General features: G+C 63.6%; 25 protein-coding genes. 6 read left to right on the top strand and 19 right to left on the bottom strand.

The annotated features are described in order from the left end of the window. The coding region (locus tag EN993_RS09375) for a polysaccharide biosynthesis tyrosine autokinase (RefSeq protein ID WP_127263031.1) at positions 1-795 on the top strand (795 nt) is incomplete at its 5' end. A 102-nt stretch (positions 796-897) separates the two neighbouring features. Here EN993_RS09375 and EN993_RS09370 read toward each other — a convergent pair. The 4 genes from EN993_RS09370 to EN993_RS36980 all read right to left on the bottom strand — a co-directional run bounded on the left by EN993_RS09370 (position 898) and on the right by EN993_RS36980 (position 4,853). After that, the gene (locus tag EN993_RS09370; protein WP_127263030.1) at positions 898-1,218 is read right to left on the bottom strand and encodes a putative quinol monooxygenase; all 321 of its coding nucleotides are present in this window, start codon (positions 1,216-1,218) and stop codon (positions 898-900) included. A 173-nt stretch (positions 1,219-1,391) separates the two neighbouring features. Beyond that, on the bottom strand, positions 1,392-2,474 hold the full coding sequence (locus tag EN993_RS09365; RefSeq protein WP_127263029.1) for an acyltransferase: 1,083 nt from the start codon (positions 2,472-2,474) through the stop codon (positions 1,392-1,394). A 115-nt stretch (positions 2,475-2,589) separates the two neighbouring features. Continuing rightward, positions 2,590-4,497: a propionyl-CoA synthetase gene (locus EN993_RS09360; RefSeq protein WP_127263028.1), complete on the bottom strand. Its 1,908-nt coding sequence runs from the start codon at positions 4,495-4,497 to the stop codon at positions 2,590-2,592. Between the two features lie 107 nt (positions 4,498-4,604). Further along, positions 4,605-4,853 carry a hypothetical protein gene (locus EN993_RS36980; protein ID WP_164757589.1) on the bottom strand — a complete coding sequence of 83 codons (249 nt, stop codon included), beginning with the start codon at positions 4,851-4,853 and terminating at the stop codon, positions 4,605-4,607. Between the two features lie 443 nt (positions 4,854-5,296). Between EN993_RS36980 and EN993_RS09350 the strand changes: the two genes are divergently transcribed. From EN993_RS09350 to EN993_RS09340, 3 genes are all read left to right on the top strand, one after another. Next, positions 5,297-5,581, top strand: a complete 285-nt coding sequence (locus EN993_RS09350) for a PqqD family protein (RefSeq protein WP_126067461.1) — start codon at positions 5,297-5,299, stop codon at positions 5,579-5,581. 19 nt (positions 5,582-5,600) lie between these two features. Continuing rightward, a complete protein-coding gene (locus EN993_RS09345) occupies positions 5,601-6,035 on the top strand; it encodes a lasso peptide biosynthesis B2 protein (protein ID WP_109665988.1) in 435 nt (144 codons plus the stop codon). 86 nt (positions 6,036-6,121) lie between these two features. Then, positions 6,122-7,009, top strand: coding sequence for a serine kinase (locus tag EN993_RS09340; RefSeq protein ID WP_245468713.1), 888 nt, complete (start codon positions 6,122-6,124; stop codon positions 7,007-7,009). Between the two features lie 7 nt (positions 7,010-7,016). On the opposite strand, the gene EN993_RS09335 is transcribed toward EN993_RS09340, so the two are convergent. The 15 genes from EN993_RS09335 to EN993_RS09265 form a co-directional block, all read right to left on the bottom strand. Further along, a complete protein-coding gene (locus EN993_RS09335) occupies positions 7,017-8,039 on the bottom strand; it encodes a nucleotidyltransferase family protein (protein WP_127263026.1) in 1,023 nt (340 codons plus the stop codon). A gap of 69 nt (positions 8,040-8,108) precedes the next feature. Next, positions 8,109-9,095 carry a dihydroxyacetone kinase subunit DhaK gene (dhaK, locus tag EN993_RS09330; protein WP_127263025.1) on the bottom strand — a complete coding sequence of 329 codons (987 nt, stop codon included), beginning with the start codon at positions 9,093-9,095 and terminating at the stop codon, positions 8,109-8,111. 95 nt (positions 9,096-9,190) lie between these two features. Further along, positions 9,191-9,613, bottom strand: coding sequence for a hypothetical protein (locus EN993_RS09325; protein WP_127263024.1), 423 nt, complete (start codon positions 9,611-9,613; stop codon positions 9,191-9,193). Positions 9,614-9,624: 11 nt separating this feature from the next. Further along, positions 9,625-11,211, bottom strand: a complete 1,587-nt coding sequence (ptsP, locus tag EN993_RS09320) for a phosphoenolpyruvate--protein phosphotransferase (protein WP_127263023.1) — start codon at positions 11,209-11,211, stop codon at positions 9,625-9,627. After that, a complete protein-coding gene (locus EN993_RS09315) occupies positions 11,195-11,497 on the bottom strand; it encodes an HPr family phosphocarrier protein (protein WP_127263022.1) in 303 nt (100 codons plus the stop codon). The genes ptsP and EN993_RS09315 overlap by 17 nt, the downstream gene beginning before the upstream one ends. 22 nt (positions 11,498-11,519) lie before the next feature. Continuing rightward, entirely contained in the window at positions 11,520-11,909 is a 390-nt protein-coding gene (gene dhaM, locus EN993_RS09310; protein ID WP_013528085.1) for a dihydroxyacetone kinase phosphoryl donor subunit DhaM, read from the bottom strand. After that, entirely contained in the window at positions 11,906-12,508 is a 603-nt protein-coding gene (gene dhaL, locus EN993_RS09305) for a dihydroxyacetone kinase subunit DhaL (RefSeq protein ID WP_127263032.1), read from the bottom strand. The genes dhaM and dhaL overlap by 4 nt, the downstream gene beginning before the upstream one ends. Positions 12,509-12,580: 72 nt before the next feature. Then, the gene (locus tag EN993_RS09300; RefSeq protein ID WP_127263021.1) at positions 12,581-14,224 is read right to left on the bottom strand and encodes a dihydroxyacetone kinase subunit DhaK; all 1,644 of its coding nucleotides are present in this window, start codon (positions 14,222-14,224) and stop codon (positions 12,581-12,583) included. A 73-nt stretch (positions 14,225-14,297) separates the two neighbouring features. Next, entirely contained in the window at positions 14,298-15,311 is a 1,014-nt protein-coding gene (locus EN993_RS09295; protein WP_127263020.1) for an ABC transporter ATP-binding protein, read from the bottom strand. Next, positions 15,304-16,416 (bottom strand): ABC transporter ATP-binding protein, encoded by a 1,113-nt coding sequence (locus tag EN993_RS09290; protein ID WP_127263019.1) that lies wholly within the window; start codon positions 16,414-16,416, stop codon positions 15,304-15,306. The genes EN993_RS09295 and EN993_RS09290 overlap by 8 nt, the downstream gene beginning before the upstream one ends. Before the next feature lie 2 nt (positions 16,417-16,418). Beyond that, positions 16,419-16,625, bottom strand: coding sequence for a hypothetical protein (locus EN993_RS09285; RefSeq protein WP_109666013.1), 207 nt, complete (start codon positions 16,623-16,625; stop codon positions 16,419-16,421). Then, entirely contained in the window at positions 16,622-17,572 is a 951-nt protein-coding gene (locus tag EN993_RS09280) for a carbohydrate ABC transporter permease (protein ID WP_109666015.1), read from the bottom strand. The genes EN993_RS09285 and EN993_RS09280 overlap by 4 nt, the downstream gene beginning before the upstream one ends. After that, positions 17,569-18,516 carry a sugar ABC transporter permease gene (locus tag EN993_RS09275; RefSeq protein ID WP_127263018.1) on the bottom strand — a complete coding sequence of 316 codons (948 nt, stop codon included), beginning with the start codon at positions 18,514-18,516 and terminating at the stop codon, positions 17,569-17,571. The genes EN993_RS09280 and EN993_RS09275 overlap by 4 nt, the downstream gene beginning before the upstream one ends. A 110-nt stretch (positions 18,517-18,626) precedes the next feature. After that, positions 18,627-19,958 (bottom strand): ABC transporter substrate-binding protein, encoded by a 1,332-nt coding sequence (locus EN993_RS09270; protein ID WP_109666017.1) that lies wholly within the window; start codon positions 19,956-19,958, stop codon positions 18,627-18,629. A 286-nt stretch (positions 19,959-20,244) separates the two neighbouring features. Then, a complete protein-coding gene (locus EN993_RS09265; protein WP_127263017.1) occupies positions 20,245-20,934 on the bottom strand; it encodes a PIG-L deacetylase family protein in 690 nt (229 codons plus the stop codon). Between the two features lie 28 nt (positions 20,935-20,962). Between EN993_RS09265 and EN993_RS09260 the strand changes: the two genes are divergently transcribed. Further along, positions 20,963-21,853 (top strand): DMT family transporter, encoded by an 891-nt coding sequence (locus tag EN993_RS09260; RefSeq protein ID WP_109666021.1) that lies wholly within the window; start codon positions 20,963-20,965, stop codon positions 21,851-21,853. Positions 21,854-21,948: 95 nt separating this feature from the next. Then, positions 21,949-22,983: DEAD/DEAH box helicase (locus tag EN993_RS37720; RefSeq protein WP_245468711.1), on the top strand; the 1,035-nt coding region annotated here is incomplete at its 3' end.

Here is a 22,983-nt window from a genome sequence, read left to right as displayed (position 1 = left end):
GGCGAGACCCAGGTGGATGCGAAGACCGCCCAATCGCTGTCGGCCGCGGAAAAACGGGCGCGCATGCGGGTCAGCATCGATTCGCCTGCCTCGATGTTCTCCGAAACGCTGCGCAGCGCCAAGATCGCCTTCGACGTCGTGTTGGAGGGGCAAGGCAGCCGTGTTATCGGCATCATCTCGGTGCTTCCCGGCGAGGGCAAGTCGACGGTCGCGGCCAATCTCGCCGGCCTGCTTGCCGCCAACGGCGCCAAGACGCTGCTGATCGACGGTGATCTGCGCAACCCCGGCCTCAGCCGCGGCCTTGGCATGGAAGCCGAGCAAGGCTTGATGGAAGCGGTGGTCAACGGCCAGACCTGGCAGTCCGTCGGCAAGATCGACCGGCAGACGAAGCTGGCGATCATCCCGGCGGTGCTGCGCGGCCACTTCTCGCATACCAGCGAACTTCTCTCCTCGGCCGGCATGCGGCGCTTCATCGAGAATGCCAAGGAGACGTTCGAATACATCGTCGTCGATCTGCCGCCACTCGGACCGGTGGTCGACGCCAAGGCCTTCGCACCACTGGTCGACGGTTTTGTGCTGGTCACCGAATGGGGACGCACGCCGCGCGCGATGGTCAGGTCGATGCTGGAATCCGAACCCTATGTCGCCAACAAGATCGTCGGCGCGGTGCTGAACAAGGTCGATCTGAAGAAGCTGGCCAAGTACGGATCGTTCGGCGGCTCCGAGAAATTCTTCGACAAATACTCGAGCTATTATCTGGAAAAGTCGGAAGTGCGCGGCAAGGCGCCGGTCTGATATCGGCCATTGCCCAAACAGGTCCTTTCGAAAACGCATCGCGTTGAGACGGAGTCCACCGCTCTGGATGAACGGCGATGTCGAGCCGGTCTCGGTGGTGGGTCAGTTTGAGATCTGACCGGGCTTCGCTGCCAGCGTGATCGGGTCGGTTTCGATGAGCCGAAGTGACCGCACCATATGCGCCGTTTGCGTCTTGTATTTGAGAAAATGCGGGGTGGTCAGATGGATTTCGTAGGCCGCCTGATCAGCGTAGCATTCGATCACGCGGACCTTTTCAGGGGCGTCTTTTTCCGACAAGGCATGAAGGAAAAGCACACCCGGCTCGATTCGCACGGAGGCCTCGATCTCTTCGGCAAGCAGGTTTTTATAGCTGTCGATCTGGTCAGGATCGATTTCCAGTTCCGCCATCCTGACAATCAGCATCAATCAGTCCCTTGCTTTTTGTACCGGCCGCGAACCATCGACGTCCTCCGGCTGAATTTCAAACTGGCCCACGATCCAGGCCTCGGAACCTTGCGGCTGGGCAGTACAGCTCCTGCGCAAACTGGGCACCGAAGTGCCCACTGATTAACCCCCATTTGGTCAACAAGGCGCGGCTACGCGGCCTTGAGCCGATAGCGGAAAATGGTGTGGTCGAGCAGCAGCCGGATGCGTGGCTCGGCCTCGGTCGCCACCAGCCAGCTTGCCGCGATCATCGTCGCGCCGACGACCACCATCGAGACGAGATGCGGCAGCCCAGCGCGGACCAGGACGCCGAGCAGGGCCGCGCCGACGACATCGTGGAGAAGGTAGAGCGGATAGGTCATCAGGCCGATCCGGCGCCAGCCGCTCCAGGACAGGTCGAGCCGCAGCGACCACGCCATCAAGGCAATGGCGATGAGGAAGATCAGGATCGGCGGCGCGAACGGCATCTCTCGCCCCACCTTCAGGATATGAACGTCGACCGAACTGGCGATCTGCAGCACGCCGCCGCCCAGGAACAGGGCGCAGAAGGCAAGGCGAGCGGCCGTCATCGCCTTGAAGCGCATCAGCCACAGCATGACGCCGGTCGCGAAGAAAACACCGTGATGCACCAGAAGCAGGTCGAGCGTGCGTGTTTCGGCAAGGTCGGCCCAGTCGAGCGGGTAGTACAGGCACCAGAACAGCGTGCTCATCAGGCCGATGACGATGGCCACCATTTCCATCTGATTGAAGCGGCCGAGCCTAAGCAGGACCCAGACGATGGCATAGAAGGCGATCTCGATGCCGAGCGTCCAGTAGACGCTGTCCACCCATGGCGCGTAGGGGGCGAACAGGCCGGTGCGGACGAGCCTAATGACGGCATCTGTCGGCCAGCTGAGGCCGACGATCAAAAGCACGACAGCGGTGACCGGTGCACAGATCCACACCGCCGGCGCCAGCCGTTTCACCCTTGCTTCGAAAAACCGTAAGGGCGTCGACCTTTCGGCGCTGAAGGCGATGACGAAGCCGCTGATGACGAAGAAAATCTGGACGCCGACCCAGCCGGATTCGACCCAGGCGCCTATTGCCGGCTGCGGAGGAACGCCGCCCGTGGCGCGCGCCGAAACGCCGTCCGGATACGCCCACACCCAGAAGCCATAGTGGTAGACCATGACCATGACGGCGGCGAGAAACCGCAGGATGTCGACGCCGCCAAATGTAATCTTCTGCTGAGCCATGCGACCTTGTCGATGGCCCCCCGCGAAAGACTGTAGGGTGCATTGCTGCGTTGCACAATAAAAGATTGCTCGTCGATCCGAAAAGCCGCCTCGGCAAGCCAAATCCTTCAGCGGCTCAAAGGCCGATTCCGCGCTCCTTCAGGGCCGCGGTGATCTCGTCGAGGATGATCGGATCGTCGATCGTCGCCGGCATGGCCCATTCTTCCTTGTCGGCGATCTTCTGCATGGTGCCGCGCAGGATCTTGCCCGACCGCGTCTTGGGCAGGCGCTTGATCGTCACCACCATCTTGAAGGCGGCGACCGGGCCGATGCGTTCGCGCACCAGGCCGACCACTTCGTTCTCGATCAGGCCGACGTCGCGCGTTACACCCGCATTCAGCACCACGAAGCCAAGCGGAACCTGGCCCTTCATGGCGTCGGCAATGCCGATGACCGCGCATTCGGCGACATCGGGATGGGCTGAAAGCACCTCCTCCATGGCGCCGGTCGACAGCCGGTGCCCGGCGACATTGATGATGTCGTCGGTGCGGGCCATGACGTAGAGATAGCCGTCCTCGTCGACCATGCCGGCATCCGCCGTTTTGTAGAAGCCGGGGAACTCGTCGAGATAGGCTTGGCGGAACCGCGCATCGGCATTCCATAGCGTCGGCAGGCAGCCGGCCGGCAGCGGCAGCTTGACCACCACATTGCCCAGCGCGCCGCGCGGCACTTCGTGGCCGGCATCGTCGAGCACGCGGATGTCGTAGCCGGGCATCGGCACGCCGGGCGAGCCGTATTTCACCGGTAGCAGGCCAAGGCCGGCGGGATTGATCGTCATCGGCGAGCCGGTCTCTGTCTGCCACCAATGGTCGACCACCGGCACATCAAGCTTCTGCTCCGCCCATTTGATGGTTTCCGGGTCGGCGCGCTCGCCGGCGAGGAACAGCGTGCGGAATCTCGACAGATCGTATTTCGGGATGAACTCGCCTTGCGGGTCCTGCCCCTTGATGGCGCGGAACGCGGTCGGTGCGGTGAACAGGGCGACGACGCCATGCTCCGATATCACCCGCCAGTAGGTGCCGGCATCGGGCGTGCCAACAGGCTTGCCCTCGAACAGGATGCTGGTGCAGCCATGCAGCAGCGGCCCGTAGACGATGTAGGAATGGCCGACCACCCAGCCGACATCGGATGCCGCCCAGAACACCTCGCCCGGCTTGACGCCGAACTCGTTTTCCATCGTCCATTTCAGCGCGACCATATGGCCACCATTGTCACGCACGATGCCCTTGGGCTGCCCGGTCGTACCCGATGTGTAGATGATGTAGAGCGGATCGGTGGCAAGCACCGGCACGCAATCGACATTGGCGCCGGCTGCCCGTTCGCGGGCGACGGCATCGGCGTAGTCGATGTCGAAATGCTCCTTGAGGTCACAGCGCAACTGGTCGCGCTGCAGGATCAGGCAAGCGTCCGGCTTGTGCCGGGAGATCTCGATCGCCTTGTCGAGCAGTGGCTTGTAGGCAACGACGCGGCCCGGCTCCAGGCCGCAGGATGCGGAAATGATCAGCTTCGGCTTGGCGTCGTCGATGCGGGTGGCAAGCTCATGCGAGGCAAAGCCGCCGAAGACCACCGAATGCACGGCGCCGATGCGGGCGCAAGCCAGCATGGCGATGGCGGCCTCGGCCACCATCGGCATGTAGATGATGACGCGGTCGCCCTTGCGAATGCCGCGGTTCTTCAGCACCGAGGTGAGTGCAACCACCTCGCGCTTGAGTTCGGCATAGGTGAATTTCCTGACCGCTCCGGTGATGGCGCTGTCATGGATCAGCGCGATCTGGTCGGCGCGCCCGCCGGCGACGTGGCGGTCGATGGCATTGTAGCAGGTGTTGCAGGTGGCGCCGGTAAACCAGCGGCCATAGACACCGGCCGTGGTATCGAACACCTTGTTCCAGGGCGAATACCAGTCGATGGCGCCGGCCGCGTCCGCCCAGAACTGTTCCGGGTCGCGTTTCCAGCCGTCATAGACTTCGTGATAGCGTGAAGCCATCCGTTCCCTCCCCAGGAATGATTTTCTTCCCTCCAGATAGCGCGCTCTAACCCTGGCCGCAAATGCACGCCAGGACGAGTGATTGTTCGGCAAGTTTCGATGCGACGCTAAAAGGCGTTACATCCGGCAAGGCGCTCGGCTTTCGGCTGACGCTGCAAGGGCAGGGGTAGCACGAAGACAGGCTGTGCCGGGCTCGATAAACGGCCCGACCCTACAGCCTGTCGGAATCCTACGAATTCACCCCGGCCGGCAAGCCGGCGGTGATTGTCGTGCTGGTGCAGCGGTTCAGCCAAGGTTTCGAGGGGCGCGATCGCTGCTTCCTTGCCGTCACCGGGCAGCCGCGCTGACAGGGTCACGCCAGGCGCCCTGACAGCCAGCATCGGTTCGATCTGCAGCTTGTCTAGATCGGCAGGGCCACAAGCATGAGGCCAATGCCGCCAGCGATCAAAATAGCTGTCGCCAGCGCTTTTCTGTGACGTTCGAAGCTCGTCGGAGCCCGTTCCCAATTGTAACGCATACGCTATCTCCCCAACACCCAGGCAGGTTTTACCTTACTCTAGGGAAGAAAAGCAACGGCCCAGCCGACCCGCTCAGTTGCTTGCCTCCTCGCGCTGACGACTATTTCTGGGACGATTCCTGCTGGGAACAGCCAGCCGTGCTGTTTTTCGCGACTTGGCGAGGGCGTATCGGAACGCATCGCCGCACGAGCCTGCCGCCGGTCCCATGATCGGCTGATAGACAGCGTTCCCTCACCGCGCTATCTGAATTCCGGGTTTTGCATGGCTTGGTGGGGTTCGTGATGGAAATTGCCTCTGGAACGGTTCTGCGGTTGGCGGAAGACGCTTCGGTCCAGCATGTCGGCGATGGCGCCGTCGTGCTTTTGGCGCGCAGCGGCCAGCTTTACACGTGCAACGGCACGACCGAAGCCTTTCTCGACAAGGTGGACGGCGCGCGCAACCTCGACCAGATCGTCGACCTGCTTTGCGAGGAGTTCGAGGTCGACAAGGGCACGCTCGACCAGGACATCGCGGCACTGGCCACGGATCTGGTCTCGGAAGGTATCCTCGCCACGCCAGGTGCTTGATGGCTAAAGGTATCGCCTGATGGCCGACGGTCCTCTCCTGCGCGCTTTGTTTCGCTGCCATCTCTGGGCAAGCGCGCGGCTGATGCCGGTCCTGGTCGCCAACCGCAGCTTCGAGGACGTGCTCAAATGGGCGCCACTCACCTCGTCGACGCCCTATCGCGGCTTGCCGTCCCCCTACATCGTCGCCGCCCTCAACCGCACCGTGCGTCATCCCTGGCTGATGCGCGACCGCAGGTGCCTGAGAGAGGGGCTGCTCGGTCATCGTTTCCTGCGCCTTGCTGGTTTCGACCCGGACCTGCGCTTCGGCGTCGACCCGAAGTCGATGCAGGCGCCACGCATGTCGGCGCATTGCTGGGTCTGCCTCGATGGCAGGCCGGTGGTCAGCGACAGCCTTCCCGGCATGGTCGAGATCTACCGTCACCATGCCGATGCCACAAAGGTGCGCCCCGCTTGACCAGACCTTCAGCGTGCTATGGCCTCAACGGCCAGATCCTCGGCATATCAGCCGAGCGCCCCGAGCTATGGCGGGATTTCGACAGGATGCTGGCCGGCTTGCGTATCGCGGAACCGGTCGAGCCGGACTTTCGTCTTGGCATCACCGAAACAGAGACCCTGGACGAGACACCCCACGGATCGCTCGTCTTCGATGGCGATGTACCGGAGGATGGCTCCTGCCGGATGATCGAGGACGGCGGCACCATCCATCTCGTCTTTCCCGGGCGTCAGACCGTTGCGATCAATGGCAGGGAGGGTTCGGCCGAACTCCGGGTCCGCCCCGGTGCGAAAGCCGCCTGGACGCCGTCGATGCTGGTCCTCGACGCCGCGCTCGACGCCGGTCGCCAGCATATGCTGCACACCGCGGGCCTGACGTTGCCGGACAGCGACGCGGTGGTGCTGATCCATGCCCCGAGCGGCACCGGCAAGACCACGACGTCGCTGGCGCTGGCAACACAAGGCTTTGGCCTCTGCTCCGACGATGCCATGATCGTGAATGTCGCTTCGGGCAAGGTCGTGGCCTGGGGTTTGCCGCGCGCCGCCAAGATCCATCAGAAGACTGCGCAGATGATCCCGCGGGTGGCTCCATGCCTTGGCCAGACCTGGGATCGCAACGGCGAGCAGCCCGTCTCGCTTGAAAAGCTGGCAGGGATCATGCGGGTCGAAAACGCGTCCGCCCGGCCGGTGGCGGCCCTTCTGCACCTGGCACGCTCCGCCGACAGCCAGACACGGCTCGTCGCCATGGCCAGGACCGACGCAATGGTGGCGCTGGCAGTGGACAATGTCCGCACGGGCATGACGGGACTGCTGCCGATGCAAAAACGCAGGTTGGCGACCATCGCCGGGCTGGTCAATTCGGTGCCGACATTCCGGTTGGAGGTGGGCGCGCGCCCGGCCGACGCGGCGGCGCTGATCCGCGCCGCTCTGGATTGAAGTCAAGTCATGCAACCTGCGGCCTGGCCTTGGCCAATCTCTGGATCCACCGGAAGGCGTCGCGGCGCAGGCGCGAACCAAGCTTGTCCCTGGAATTGACGCCGAGCAGCGTGTTCGTGGTGATCAACCGTCTGGCCAGCCGTATCGAGAGATCGGGCTTGATCCGGCCGGCGAGCTCAAGTGCGCGGCTCTCCTCGAACAATTGGCCGGTCACATTGAGCACAACAGCCAGTTCGAGCTCGATGCCGGTCATGCGGGCAGCGTCGAACAGGCGTGCTTCCGCTTCGGGTGACTGCAGCGCCCGCACGCCTTGCAGCACGTCGATGCAAAGCTGCAGCCGGTGGAATTTGTGGCCGCCGGCGGCGTGCACGATGGCGATCGTCAGAAGTGCCGCGGGCGTATCTGTCGCCTCGCCGTCGATGGCGCGCAACTCCCGGAACCCCAGCGACAGGCGCCGCCGCATGCCGGTGTCATGCACGAGGTCACCATGCAGCTCGACCAGCAGGCTCCAATTCTCCTTTTCGAGCCATTTGAACTCCTGCAGTTCGTAGGATTCGGCCTCGTTGCTGCCAAGCTCGAAGCCGCATGCCGCGATCACCCGGTTTGCCCGCGCCAGGTTAGCCGGCTCGACGAGGATGTCGATGTCGGTGAACGGCCTGTCGGCGACGTTGCGGTAGAGTTTTCGCGCGAAGACCGGCCCCTTGACGATCCGCGCCGGAACATTGTCCGCGGCCAGTCCCTTCATGATGCGGTCGCCATGGTACTGCAGCAGCATCGACTGCCCGGTGGCGATCGTTGCTTTCTGGCGCAGATCTTCCAGTCTGTCCCGCAGCCCTGCGTCCCTCGGCAGCTGCGCGTCGCCGCTCTCCTGCAGCTTGCGCAGCATGATCGGCAGGATGCCGTGAAATTCGGCATTGTCGAGCAGCGCCGACAAGGTCTTTGCCGACAAATCTTCCCCGACTGGCGCCGCCTCGGGATCGGCAGAGCGCAGCAGCAATCTTTCTTCGGCGGCAGTGAGAGATGGCAGCATCAACCCGGACAATGTTTCGGATAAGGGATTGTCTGGGATGGTTACAGAAAAGCCGTGCGTAAGCCAGCTTTACATGCCCCAGCGTAGCGCCGCCGTGTGTACCGGCGCGTCCCAGAATGCGGTCGTCTCCCCGTCGAGCATGGTCAGCGTGATCGAGCAGCCGGCCATGTCGAGCGAGGTGACATAGGAGCCGACCAGTGAACGGGTCACCGTCACGCCATGTTTCTCGAAAATCGCCCGCGCGCTGTTGTACATCAGATAGAGTTCCATCAGCGGCGTGCCGCCGAAGCCATTGACGAACAGCAGTGCCGGGCCTTTTGCCTTGTCGCCGAGATCGCCCAGGATCGCGGCGCAGATCTCCTGCGCGATAGCATCGGCGCTTTTCAACGTGTCGCGTCGGCGGCCGGGCTCGCCATGGATGCCGACGCCGAACTCCATCTCGCCGTCGCCGATGTCGAAAGTCGGCTTGCCCGCCGCCGGCACGGTACAACTGGTCAGCGCCACGCCCATCGAGCGGGTAGCCGTGTTGACGCGGTCGCCCAGCGCCTTCAAAGGCGCCAGCGCCAGGCCATGTTCTGCCGCCGCGCCGACGATCTTTTCCACCACCAGCGTTCCGGCGACGCCGCGCCGGCCCGTCGTATAGGAAGAATTTTCGACGGCGACATCGTCATTGGTCACAATCTGCTGGACGCCTTCTGACATCTCGGCCGCCATGTCGAAATTCATCACGTCGCCCTCATAGTTCTTGACGATGAACAGGCTGCCGGCCCCGGTGTCGACGGCTTCCGCCGCTGCCAGCATCTGGTCCGGCGTCGGCGAGGTGAACACCTGGCCGGGGCAGGCGGCATCCAGCATGCCGTGGCCAACAAAGCCGCCATGCAGCGGCTCGTGACCGGAGCCGCCGCCGGAGATCAGCGCCACCTTGCCCGGCCGCAAGGTCTTGCGGCGGATGAATTTGTGCTCGTCGCCAAGCACGAGGATGTCGGCATGGGCAGCCACGAAACCGTCGAGGCTCTCGGTCAGCACCGTGTCTACCGAGTTCATAAATTTCTTCACGGCCGTCTCCTCCCGAAATAGGCCTGACATCGAAGCAATTCCAGGAAAGGTGTGTAACGGTTTTCCGTCCGGAATTGCGTACAAACTCCAAAGGGTCAGCCACCCTTGCCGGTTATGCTGGTGATCTTCTGGATGAAGTCGTTCACCGCTTTGTCGAGCGCGGCGTTCTGTTTGTCGTCGCCGAAATCCGGCACGATCAGCGAGACATGCCGCGTCTTTCGCATGCCTGATGCAATCGACATCTTGCCTGGATGCGCCTGGTGATAGGCGGCGAGAAACTGGTCACGTTCGGCCGGGCTGAAATGGCACACCGAAAATATAGCCGGCAAATGTTTTGACGGAATCGGGATCGAATAGGCGGGGCTCGAAATCTGCGTGACGAAGCTTCGGTGTTTGCCGAGCGCATCGGCGAGGCGCTGGCGCATGCCGGACGGGCGCTGGTCGATGACGTGCGACAGGATCGTCTTGTAGGCGCGGATCGCCTCTTCGGAACCGGGTTCGGGTTTGATGTCGACCATGCCGGCCGCGCCTAGACAGAAACGTCCGCGATGGCCGCCTTGGCCATGGCGAGTTGCGCCGGCGCGACGGAAAGATCGCGCAGGCCGGCCTCGAGCAGTGACGGGATCGAGGCAGGATCGCCGCCGGCATCGCCGCACAGGCTGACCGGGATTTTTTCACGCTCGCCGTACGCGGTCACGGCTGCGATCAGCCGCAGCACGGCCGGATGACGGACCGAATTGAGATGCGCCACGGCAGCGTTGTCGCGGGCGGCCGCCATGACATACTGGGTGAGGTCATTGGAGCCGATCGAGAAGAAGGCGGCGTCAGCAAAGGCTTCCGGCACGATTGCCACCGATGGCACCTCGACCATGATGCCAAGTGGCGGCATTCTATGCGCGATGCCGCGCGCGGCGAGCACTGTCTGCTCCTCGGCGAACATCGCCGCTGCCTGCCTGTATTCCTCTACAACGGCGATCATCGGAAACATCACTTTCAGACTGCCGTGGACGGCAGCGCGCAGCAGTGCCCGGATCTGTACACGAAACACCTCCGGTCTTGCCAGCGACAGCCTGATGCCGCGCAGGCCGAGGAACGGATTGGTCTCCTCGACGGTGAAGCCGGGCACCGGCTTGTCGCCGCCGGCATCGACGGTGCGGATCGTCACCGGTTTGTCGCCGGCCCACTCCAGCACCTTGCGATAGGCGCGATACTGCGTCTCTTCGTCGGGCAATGTCTTGCCGAACAGGAATTCGGTGCGCATCAACCCGACACCGTCGCAGGTCGCGATGTCGATGCCGTCGACATCGGACGGATCGGCGATGTTGACCTGCACACGCACCGGCGTGCCGGCCTTGGTCACCGCCGGCCGCGCCAGGAACGCTCCAGCCCGATCGCGGCGCGCCAAGAATGATGAGGAGGATTGGCGAAAGGCAGCGATTTCGGCCTTGGAGGGCGACAGCACGATGCCGCCATGTTCGGCGTCGAGCAGGGCGGTGCCGGCAAGATTGGCCGATGAGCCGCCAAGACCCACAACCATGGGGACGCCGCGCGAGCGCGCCAGCATGGCGACGTGGCTCGCCGTACTGCCCGCCTTCAGCGCGATACCGCCGCCGCTGCTCCAGTCGGTTTCAAGGAAGCGCGTCGGCGCGATGTCCTCGCCATAGAGGATGGCGCCAGCCGGTGCCTGGAAGTCGCCATCCTCGGACAGGGCCCGCAGCACCTGATCCCTGATATCGCGTATGTCGGCGGCACGTGCGCGAAAGTAATCCTGGTCGGAAGCATCGTAGCCGGCGATTTCGGCATCGAGCGCCTGCCGCCACGCCTTGTCGGCTGGCAGGCCGGTGCGGATCGCGGCAAAGGCCGGGCTGCTCAGCGCATTATCCCCCAGCATGGCGATCTGGAACTCGAGAATGTCGGCGGCATCGCCCACGGCCATCTCAATCAATACGGTGAGACGGCCCGTCGCGGTGGCGATTGCGGTTTCGAGCGCGGCCTTCTCGTCGTCGGCTGTTTCTTTGCCGACATAGGATGCGGCAATCCGGTCGAGGTCGAACAGCGGCCCCTCGGCATAACCGGCCGAGGCCGAAATGCCTTGCAACCTAAGCGGTTCGGACATGGTCCGCGCCTTCGTCGAAATCGCGCCGCACCAGTTCGACCAGCGCGTCGACGGCATCATTGGCGCCGTCGCCGCTGGCCCTGATGTGCAGCACTGTGCCCTTCGGCGCCTTGGCCGCCATCACCTTGACGATGCTCTTGGCGTCGAACCATGGCCCGTTGGCGGCAAGCGCGACTTCCACCTCGGCCACAAAAGTCTTGGCCAGCTTGGTGAACTTCACCGAAGGACGCGCGTGCAGGCCCACCTCGTGGGTGATCACAACGGTCGCTTCGGCGGATGCGGACATGTCTTTCAAAATTCCCGTTCGTTCACGACGGCGACAATTCGTGTGCCGTCGCCACCACTTCCCGCAGCGAGGCGCCGCCGGAGGCCTCGGTCGCCGCCATCACCGCGCCTTCGACGATCGGCGCGTTGCAGACGATGATCTTGTGCGACCGTGGCTCGCCGATCATCTCCACCGCCATTTCCGAGTTGGTCTCGGCGCCGCCGAGATCGACCAGAATGGCGACACCGGCTTCCGACCAGGCCTTGTCGATGGCGCCCATGATCGCCTCGACATTGGTGCCAAGCCCGCCATGGCCGTTTCCGCCGCACCATGCAAGCGGCACTTCGTCGCCCACCATCTGCCGCACCATGTCGGCCGTGCCCTCGGCAACCAGCGGCGAATGCGAAACGATGACGATGCCGACATTGCTCATGGCTGACCTTCCAGCGTCTCGACGATCGTGCGCACCAGAAGCGCGGTCGAACGTGCGCCGGCATCCATGTGGCCGATCGAACGATCGCCGAGGAACGACGCGCGGCCGCGCAGGGCTTTCATCGGCACGGTCGCCTCGGCCGCCGCGTCGGCGATATCGGCGATTTCCGGCGCCGTCTTTCCCCGCAGCAATGCGTCATGCACAGGCTGCAGAACGTCGAGCATGGTTTTTTGTCCAACCTGCGACTTGCCGCGCGCAGCCACTGCTTCGATTGCCTTGCCGAAAGCCGCCGTAAGATTGGCGCGATCGGGCTCCGCCGAAATCTCCTTGCCGAGCGCCATGAACAAGGTGCCGAACAGCGGACCGGAGGCGCCGCCCACCGTCATCACCAGCTTGGTGCCGATCGCCTTCAGCGCTTCGGGCAGCGGCTTGGCCGAAAACGCCTCGGCTTCGGCGCGCACGGCCTCGAAGCCGCGCTTCATGTTCAGCCCGTGGTCGCCGTCGCCGATCGCCTGGTCGAGCGCCGTCAACTCTTCGGCGTGAGCGGCGATCGCATCCGCGACGGCTGTAATCAGCCTGGCAAGGTTCAACGCCGCCATATCGGCCAAATTCCCGGTTTCCACCCCGCCGGCAGTATCGAAAGAACGCTCATTCGACAACTGGAGCATGAATCAGGCCGCTTCATGCAGTGCGGCGACGGCCGCGAAGACCTCGGCCACCGCATAGGCGCCGGGGTCGACCACGCCTTGCAATTTGCTGCCGACATAGGCGGACCGTCCGGCTTTCGCCTTCTCCATGGCAGCGGTGGCCTCGGCACCATGGCGAGCCGCCGCCGCCGCTTCCTCCAGGCCGCTGGCGTCGAGCGCTTTCAGGGCCGGTTCCAGGGCATCGACCATGGTGCGGTCACCCATCCTTGCGCCGCCATAGAAAGTCATCCGCTCAAGGCCGGCAAGCAGCGCCTTGGCCAGGTTCGCTCCGCTGTCCAGGGCTTGTGCCGCCGCGGTGAAGAAGATCGACAGCAGCACGCCGCTGGAGCCGCCCATCGACGCGCTCAGAATGTCGCCTATCGCGGCAAGGGTAGCCGCGGGCTCGGCAAGCGGCAGTGTGTCGAGCCGATCGAGGATGCTGCGCGCGCCGGTCGCCACGGTCGAACCGGTGTCGCCGTCGCCCGCCTTGGCATCCAGTCCGTTCAAAGTGGTTTCCAGCGCGATCAGTCGTTCGCAGATGGTAACGAGAAGAGACCGGGTCCGCGCATCCTGACTGGGCTTGCGTGTTGCGCTCTGTCTGGCCGCTTTCGCCATCGGCACGACGGCAGGCGGCACAACGGGCTTCGCCGGCATCCAGGCATGCGGTCCGACCGGCGCCAGCAGGGCTGCTTCGCGTGCTGCATCGAGCCGGATCAGCGACAGCGAGAAGCCGTTCATGTTGAGCGCCGTCATCAGCGGGCCGGGGCCGATCGTCAGCTTGATGGTTTTGGCCAGCGGCGAGGCAAGCACCGCGTTGGCGATAACAGACATTTCGAGCGGCGGCACCGAACCGAGATTGTTGATCAGCAGGGCATGGTCGGCTGAGAGGTCGAGCCGTGCCGAGAGGCGTTCCGCCATGATCGCGACCAGCCTGTCGGCGCTTTGCACCGCAATCCGCTCAACGCCCGGCTCGCCATGAATGCCGAGGCCGAGCTCGCCGTCATTTTCGCCAAACCTGTCTTCGTGCGGCTGGCCGGGGATCGAGCAGGACGACAACGACATGCCGAGCGAAACGATATCCTTCGCCGCCGCGCGAGCGGCGGCCGCAATGGACGCAAGATCGTGGCCGGCCTCCGACAGATGGCCTGCGATCTTGTGCACGAACAAGGTGCCGGCAACGCCGCGCGGCTGGGCGATATCAGGCAAAGCGATATCGTCGGCGACGATGACCATCTCGACACGAAACCCTTCGGCGCGCGCCTTCTCGGCCGCCAGGCCGAAATTGAGACGGTCGCCGGTGTAGTTCTTGACGATCAGCAGGCAGCCGGCCGGACCGGTGACCGCGCGAATGGCCGCCAGCACCGCTTCGACGCTCGGCGAGGCAAAGATCTCACCTGAAACCGCCGCCGTCAGCATGCCCTTGCCGACGAAGCCGGCATGAGACGGTTCGTGTCCGGCGCCTCCACCGGAGACGACGCTGACTTTCGTCTTGTCCCAGTCGGCGCGCAGGACGACCTTGATTTCGGGATAGCCGTCGAGGCGCGCGAGATCGCCCGAGCCAATGGTCCGCAACAGGCCATCCAGTGCCTCGGTGACGATCGTTTCCCTGCGATTGAAAAAGTGCTTCATCGAATTCGTCCCGTACTCGCAATCGTCAATCAGAAGCCGGCGTTGACCCTTGAGTGGGAACACCGAAAACCGGTCACATCAGTCTTTGTCCATCGGCGCCGAAATACAGCGGCGACCGGTAGCGGATCACCACTTTGTCGCCCTGCGCCAGATCCGTGTCGGGATCGGTCAGCGTCACCAACTTCTTCGGACCAACCGTCACATGCAGGTGGTTCTGGTCGCCGAGATGCTCGACCCAGTCGACGACGCCGTCGGCATGGCCATTCGCGGCCTTCGCGATCGTCAGGTGCTCGGTGCGCGCGCCGATTGTCTTGGTCCCGGTCGGTGCGCCGCCATCGGGCAGCAGCCCGGTCGGCAGAAGATTGATCGCCGGTTGGCCGAGCCTTGCGGCGACATGCAGGTTTGCCGGCTCGGAATAGATGGTGCGCGGTGAACCGATCTGCACCAGCACGCCGTCGGCGAGGATGCCGATGCGGTCAGCCATGGTCATCGCCTCGATCTGGTCGTGCGTGACATAAAGCATGGTGGCGCCGAGTTCGGTCTGGATGCGCTTCAGCTCGAGCCTGAGATCCGCCCGCAGCTTGGCATCGAGCGACGACAGCGGCTCGTCCATCAGATAGATCGAAGGCTTGCGCACTAGCGCGCGGCCGATGGCGACGCGCTGCATTTCGCCGCCCGAAAGCTTGGTCGAGCGGTTGGCGAGCTTGTGATGGATGCGCACCATCCTGGCCACCTCCTCGACCCGGCGGCGGATCTGGTCTTCCGGCATTTTCCGAGCCGGCGAGCGCAGCGGGAAGGCAAGGTTGTCGAACACCGACAGATGCGGATAGAGCGAGTACTGCTGGAAGACGAAGGCCGTGTCGCGCTCGGCCGGCGACAGGGCCGTGGCATTGTGGCCGCCGATCTCGATCATGCCGGCATCCGGCCGTTCCAAACCGGCAATGAGCCGCAGCGTCGTCGTCTTGCCGGCCCCGGTCGGCCCGAGCAACACGACGAATTCACCATCTGATATATGCAGGTCGAGACCGTCGACGGCGACATGGTCGCCAAAACTCTTGGTCACGTTCCTGATGTGCACCTCAGCCATGCTGGGCCCTCCGCTCAGAGGCGACATCGTGGATCGCGGTTCTCACCGCGCGGCCCGATCCTTTCTCGAACAGCGACAGCCGCGCGCTGCTCAGCGTCAGCCCGACATGGTCGCCGGTGGAGAGCTGGATTTCGGCCGGCACGCGTGCCTTGATGATGCCGTCCGCCGTCTCCACCGCGACGATCTGCGTGGTGCCGAGATATTCGGTGCCGTAGATGGCACCGCGCAGTTTTGAGGCGTCGTCGAAGCGGATGTGCTCCGGGCGGATGCCGAGCGCCATGTCGGCTGGCGCGATATCCTCGCGCACCTCCGGCACCGCGACCTTTGCGCCCTGGACAATGATCTCCCTTGCGCCCTTGGCGAGACCGCCGCCGAACCCCAGAAAATTCATCGGCGGTGAGCCGATGAAGTCGGCGACGAACATGGTCGCCGGGCGGTCGTAGATTTCGCGGGGTGTGCCGAACTGTTCGATGACACCATGATTCATCACCGCGATCTTGTCGGCCATCGACATCGCTTCCATCTGGTCGTGCGTGACATAGACGGTCGTGGCGTGGATGCGGTTGTGCAGCTCGCGCAACTCATGGACCATCAGATCGCGGAATTCGGTGTCAAGAGTCCCCAGCGGCTCGTCCATCAGGAAGCATTTTGGCCGCCGCACGATGGCGCGGCCGAGCGCCACGCGCTGACGGTCGCCGCCGGCAAGTCCGGAGACGGATTTGTTGAGCAGATGGTCGATGCGCAGCAGCTTCGCCGTTTCCTCGACCCGCGTGCGGATTTCGGCCGATGGCATGCCTTGCGCCAAGAGCGGGAAGCCGATGTTCTTGCGCACATTCATGTGCGGATAGAGCGCAAACAGCTGGAAGACGAAGGCAATGTCGCGCTCGCGTGCCCGCAGCATGGTGACATCGTCGCCGCCGAGCAGGATCTGGCCGCCGGTCGGCAGCTCGAGCCCCGCGATCATGCGCAAGGTCGTCGTCTTGCCGCAGCCCGATGGTCCGAGCATGACGAAGAATTCGCCATCCTCGACGACGAAGTTGGAATCCTGCACGGCAACGAAATCGCCGAAGGCCTTTCTCAGGTGCTGGACGCGGATTTCGGCCATGATTATTCCGGGAACTTGGAGACGATGATGAACATCACGGTGCCGGCAAGCATGGTGATGAAGGAATAGGTATAGAGCGACAGCGCGAAGGGCTGGAACAGCATCAGGAAGCCGATGGCGATCAGCGCCGTCGCGATGTTTTCCATCAGGCCGCGCCTGGCCCAGACCGGCCACCGCGATTTGCGTTTACCGTGTTTGGTCATGCTCATTTGCGCACCGCGCCGAAGGTGATGCCGCGCAGCAATTGCTTGCGAAGCAGGATGGTGAAAACCAGGATCGGCACCAGGAAGATCGTCGTGCCGGCTGCCACCGCCGGCCAGTCCTGGCCGCCCTCGCCGATGATGGTCGGGATGAAGGGCGGCGCGGTCTGCGCCGTGCCGGAGGTCAGAAGCGCCGCGAAGGCATACTCGTTCCAGGCGAAGATCAGGCAGAAGATCGCGGTCGCGGCAATGCCGGTCGTCGCCTGCGGCAGCACCGTGCGCCAGAAGGCCTGCAGCCGCGTATAGCCGTCGATCATCGCCGCCTCCTCATATTCGCGCGGGATCTCGTCGATGAATCCTTTCAGTAGCCATACAGCCAGCGACACGTTGACTGCCGTGTAGAGCAGGATCATGCCGAGCGCCGTGTCCGACAGGCCGAGCTCGCGGTACATCAGGTAGATCGGAATGGCGACAGCGATCGGCGGCATGAAGCGCGTCGACAGGATGAAGAACAAAAGGTCGTCGGCGAGCGGCACCTTGAAGCGCGAGAAGCCATAGGCAGACAGCGTGCCGAGGAACACGGCGCAGAAGGTCGAACCGAAGGCGATGATCAGCGAATTGACGAAGCGCGGCAGGAAGTTGGACGGGCCGGCGATCACCATATTGCGCTTGCGCGTGGTCTCGTCGCAGAAGCCCGTCGCGGGACCCAGCGAGTTGATGTATTCCGGCGTCTGCCGCGTCCGCGTCGTGAACAGATTGCAGTAGCCTTCGAGGCTCGGCTGGAACAGGATCTTGGGCGGATAGGCGATCGAGTCCGGCGGCGTCTTGAAGCTGGTGGCGAAGATCCACAGCAGCGGCACGATCGAAATCAGCGCGTAGAGCACGATGATCGTGCCGGCGATGCGCTTCGAGTTGGCCGAGGGTGCGACGACCGAATGGGCTGTGGTCAGGCTCATCTCTGCTTCACCTTGTTGAGCGCCTTGACGTAGATGTTGGCCAGACCAAACACCGCAACGAACAGGATGATGGCGAAGGCCGAGGAGTAGCCGGTACGCCAGCTCTCAAAAGCCTGCCGCTTCAGGGTGATCGAGGCGACCTCGGTGGTCGAACCTGGCCCGCCGCCGGTCAACAGATTGACCATGTCGAACATCTTGAAGTTCTCGATGCCGCGAAACAGCACCGCCAGCATGATGAAGGGCAGCGCCATCGGCAGCGTGATCGACCAGAATTGCCGCCAGTTGGAGGCGCGGTCGACCTCGGCCGCCTCATAGATGTATTCGGGGATGGAGCGTAAGCCCGCGAGGCAGATCAGCATCACGTAGGGCGTCCACATCCAGGTGTCGACGATGATGATCGACCACGGCGCCAGCGAGACGTTGGAGAGCATCTGGATATCGGTCGGCGGGATCCTCGTGACGAAGGAAATTGCGTAGGCGAACAGGCCGATCTGTGGCTCGTAGAGGAAGCGCCAGAAATTGCCGACCACCGCCGGCGACAGCATCATCGGCACCAGGATCAGCGTCGTCCAGAAGGCATGGCCACGGAACTTCCTGTCAATCAGCCAGGCCAGCGTGAAGCCGATCAGCGTCTGCAACAGGATGGTCCAGAACACGAAATGCGCCGTCGTCTGCATGGCGATCCAGATATCCTTGTCGCCGAGGATGCGCTGGTAGTTGGCGAAACCGAGATTCTTCACCACCTCGTTTGGGCGGTTGGCGCGGTAGTTGGTGAACGACAGATAGATCGCCCAGAACAGCGGGAAGATGTTGATGGCCAGCAGCAACAGGATCGTCGGCGAGATGAACAGCCAGGCGAGGCCCTTGTCGCTGATGCCCCGGGCTTTGCGGGCCAACGGTTCCGGGGTCGCCCGGGCAACGTTCTCCGCGGTCCGATTGAGCATGGTGAGTCCTGCTTCGGTCACTTGGTCGTCTCTGTCATGGAATTTATCTGAACTGCGTCCCGTGCCAAGAGCGGCACGGGACGCTTGGGCCTAGCTCGGGAGGAGCCGGGTTACATCTTGCCATCGTCCTGGAAGACCTGCGTCCAGTCCTTGACCAGACCGTCCAGCGCATCCTTGGCCGAGCCCTGGCCGGCGACGACATAGTCGTGGAAACGCTTCTGCGAGGCCTGCAGCAGCGGGGCGTAGCTCGGCTCGGCCCAGAAGTCCTTCACGATGGCCATCGAGTCGAGGAAGGTCTGCGCGTAGGGCTGGCTGGCCGGGAACTTAGGATCCTTGACCACCGCGTTGAGGCAGGAATAGCCGCCGAGCGACCACCACTTGGCCTGCACGTCCTTGTTGGCGAACCACTTGATGTATTTCAGCGCCGATTCCTGCTTGTCGGAATAGGACACCACCGAGATACCCTGGCCGCCGAGCTGGGCGAACTGCTCGCCGTCAGGTCCCTTCGGGTTGACGAAGTAGCCGATCTTGTCGCCGCCGACATTCTCGTCCTTCTGTAGGCCCGGCCACGTGAAGGCGAAGTTCATGTGCATCGCCACCTGGCCGGATTTGAAGGCATCGACGCCTTCGCCCATGTAGCTGTTCGAGGCGCCCGGAGGCGTGCAGCAATCATAGAGCGCCTTGTAGAATTCCAGCCCCTTCACCGATTTGTCGGAATTGACGAAGCCTTCCATTTCATAGGGCTTCTTGGGATTCTCGTACTGGAAGCCGTAGCTGTAGAGCACGTCCATGGCGCCCATGGTGATGCCTTCCGAGCCGCGCTCGGTGTAGATCGAGGCGCCATAGACGGTCTTGCCGTCGATCTCGCGCTTCTGGAAGAACTCGGCGATCTGCTTCAGCTGGTCGAAGGTGGTCGGCGGGCCGAGATCCCAGCCGTACTTCTCCTTGAATTCCTTCTGCAGCTCCGGCTTGGAGAACCAGTCCTTGCGATAGGTCCAGCCGACGACGTCGCCCATGGCCGGCAGCGCCCAGTAGTTCGGCGTGTTCTTCGGCCATTCCGAATAGCCGACGACGGTTGCGGGCACGAAGTCGTCCATGCTGATCTTCTCCTTGTCGAAGAAGTCGTTCAGCTTGACATAGTGGCCGTTCTCGGCGGCGCCGCCGATCCACTGGCTGTCGCCGATGATCAGGTCGCACAGCTTGCCGTGCGAATTCAACTCGTTGAGGAAACGGTCGGCATAGTTGGTCCACGGCACGAACTCGAATTTCATGCCGATGCCGGTTTCCTTGGTAAAATCCTTGGACAGTTCGACAAGCGCGTTTGCCGGGTCCCAGGCGGCCCAGCACAGCGTCAGGTCTTCAGCGTGCGCGACGTTCGAGACGGCTGTCGACGCTGTAATCGCCGAGGTCAGTCCCAACGCCAGTTTCAAGCTCGATTTCATGCCTTCCTCCCATTTGCGAAACGCGCCCGGATGACGGTTTCAAGAGCCTTCAACCCCTCTCCTCAGGGGCCTAAACATGGCGGCGCAACAGCACCGCAGATGTTTAGTAATTTGTTTAGTGATGCAATTTTTACTAAACAAGGCAAGCGAATTCGTTGCTGCGCCGCAGCATGCCTATGCCGGTGTCTGAAAACGTTGGGAAAAGTGCTGATCGCTGGCCGGGCCCGCGCGGATTGTCGAAGCTGCGCGGGCCGACCTCGACCAGATCTAAGGGCCTTCCCGACTCTCAGTCGACCCGTTTGGTGCTCACCATGACCTTCCGGATCGGCGGCGCCGGCGGCAGCAGTTCGCGGATGTCGGCGAAGGGGAACGTCGGTTCGAAGCGGAAGGCTTCGGCCAACGAGCCCTGCGCGCCGTTGCACTGGCCGGCGCGAAAAAGGTTCTGCATTCGCGCGCCATCGACGAAGCGGTCGGGATCCTGCGACTGATGCATGCGGATCGCCCTGGCCTTGATCTCGGCATGGGCGGAAATGTCGACATAGTGCGTCGGCGAAAAACCGGTGCCGCCCATCGTGTCGGCATGCAGCACTGGAACCCCGAACGACGCCGCGATGCGCACGCCGTCCGACAGCGCGCGGTGGTCGGCATGATAGTCGTTGGGCGCATGCGTGATCGCCAGATCTGGTCCGGTCTCGCGAATCAGTGCTTTCAGCGCCCCGATCAGCGCTGCATCGGCCACCAGCTCGCCATCGGGAAAGTCGAGGAAGCGCAGCGCCGCCCCGAGCAGCGCGGCCGCGGCCGTTGCTTCCTGGCGACGGACGCGAGCGAGAACAACGGGATCACTCTTGCCGCCCTTGGCACCATCCGTGGCTATGGCAAAAGTGAGTTCTGCGCCTTGCGCGGCATAGGCGGCCATCGTACCGAACATGAAGATCTCGATGTCGTCCGGATGCGCACCGAGCGCCAGGATTTTCAAACCACTCTCTCCCCGGAAATGGAACAACGTGACGAACGGAATTCTGCTCGCCCTGATCGCCTACGCAAGCTATTCGGGCAGCGATGCCGTTGTCAAAAGCCTGGGTGGACAATTCACGGTCTTCGAGATCGGCTTCTTCACGACGCTGTTTGCCGGCTGTTTTCTCTTCTTCACGCGCCCGGCGGACGAGCGCTGGCGTGATTTCTGGCGCACCAAGAGGCCTTGGGCTGTGCAGGCGCGTGCCTGGGCCGGCATCGCGTCCGGCGTGCTCAGCGTCTACGCCTTCACCACCATTCCACTGGCCGAGTCCTACGCGCTGATCTTCCTGGCGCCGCTCTGCGTCACCATCCTCTCCACGCTGATCCTCAAGGAGAAGGTCGGCCCCTGGCGCTGGCTGGCGGTGGTTGCCGGTTTTGCCGGCGTCATGCTGGTGGTGCGGCCGGGCTTTCGCGAACTCAATCTCGGCCACCTTGCCGCTTTCGGGGTTGCATTCCTCGCCGCGACCAGCGTCATCCTGATGCGTTCGCTGGCCCAGCAGGAAAAGCGCACCACCATGCTGGGCGTGCTGATCGGCTATGGTCTGCTGTTCAACGGCATCGGTGCCGCTGCCACCGCATTCACCGTTCCCAGCGGGAAACAGTTGCTGTGGCTGGTGATGGCGGGTGCCTTCACTGCCTGCGGCCAGCTGTTGCAGCTGCTGGCCATGAAATACGCACCCGCCAACCGGGTCGCGCCGACGCATTATTCGCAAATCGTCTGGGCGGTGATCCTCGGCGCGCTGTTCTTCCAGGAATACCCCGACTGGCTGTCGCTGGTCGGCCTGGCGGTCGTCGGTGGGGCCGGCCTGCTGACCATGGTGCGCGAGGAAGCGCGGCTGGGCACGGTGCGCTGGAACCCGTTTTCGCGCACCCGGCTTTGAACCGGCTCCGTTCCATGAGTTGCACCACGGCCGCGACCGCTGATATGCGGACGTAAGCGCGCTTGCCACGATTGGACGAACGCATTCCTGGACCGATGATCACAAAACCCCTGCCGGAGCTTCCAGTATCCGCCGTGCTGCCGGCGCTGAGCGAAGCGCTCGGCCATGGCAACAGCGCCGTGCTGGTGGCGCCGCCCGGCGCCGGCAAGACAACGCTGGTGCCGCTGGCGCTGCTCGATGCGTCCTGGCTGGGTGCCGGCAAGATCGTTCTGCTCGAACCGCGCCGGCTCGCCGCCCGCGCCGCCGCCCGCCGCATGGCGCAATTGCTTGATGAGGAGCCCGGCGCCACCGTCGGCTATGCCATGCGCATGGAAAACCGCACCTCGGCAAAGACCAGGATATTGGTCGTCACCGAAGGTGTGCTGGCGCGGATGATCCTCGACGATCCCGAACTGCCTGGAATCTCGGCTGTCATTTTCGACGAATTCCACGAGCGTTCGCTCGATGGCGATTTCGGTCTCGCTCTGGCGCTCGACGTGCAAGGCGCGCTGCGGCCGGATCTGCGCATGCTGGTGATGTCGGCGACGCTCGATGGCGCGCGTGTCGCGAGGCTGCTGTCGGGCGCGCCGGTGATCGAGAGTGAAGGCCGCGCCTTTCCTGTCGATATCCGCTATGATGAGCGCCCCGCTGGCACCACCATCGAGGACGCCATGGCCAAGGCGATCCGCGCAGCCCTTGCCGATGAGAGCGGCAGCGTGCTTGCCTTCCTGCCCGGCCAGCGCGAGATCGAGCGCACCGCCGAGCGGCTGGCCGGCAAGGTCGGCACTGAAACCGACATCGTGCCGCTCTACGGCATGCTCGACGGCAAGGCGCAAGACGCGGCGATCAAGCCGCCGCCGACAGGCCGCCGCAAGGTGGTGCTGGCGACCTCGATCGCCGAAACGTCCATCACCATCGACGGCGTGCGCGTCGTCATCGATTCCGGCCTGTCGCGGCTGCCGCGCTACGAGCCGGCCAGCGGCTTGACCCGGCTGGAAACGGTGCGCGTCAGCAAGGCGTCCGCCGACCAGCGCGCCGGCCGTGCCGGGCGCACGCAAGCTGGCGTCGCCATCCGGTTGTGGCGGGCCGGG

This window comes from Mesorhizobium sp. M7D.F.Ca.US.004.01.2.1 (assembly GCF_003997785.1).
Taxonomy (GTDB): domain Bacteria; phylum Pseudomonadota; class Alphaproteobacteria; order Rhizobiales; family Rhizobiaceae; genus Mesorhizobium; species Mesorhizobium loti.
Note: the sequence above shows the minus strand (reverse complement) of the source record. Positions and strands in the feature narration are given on the sequence as shown.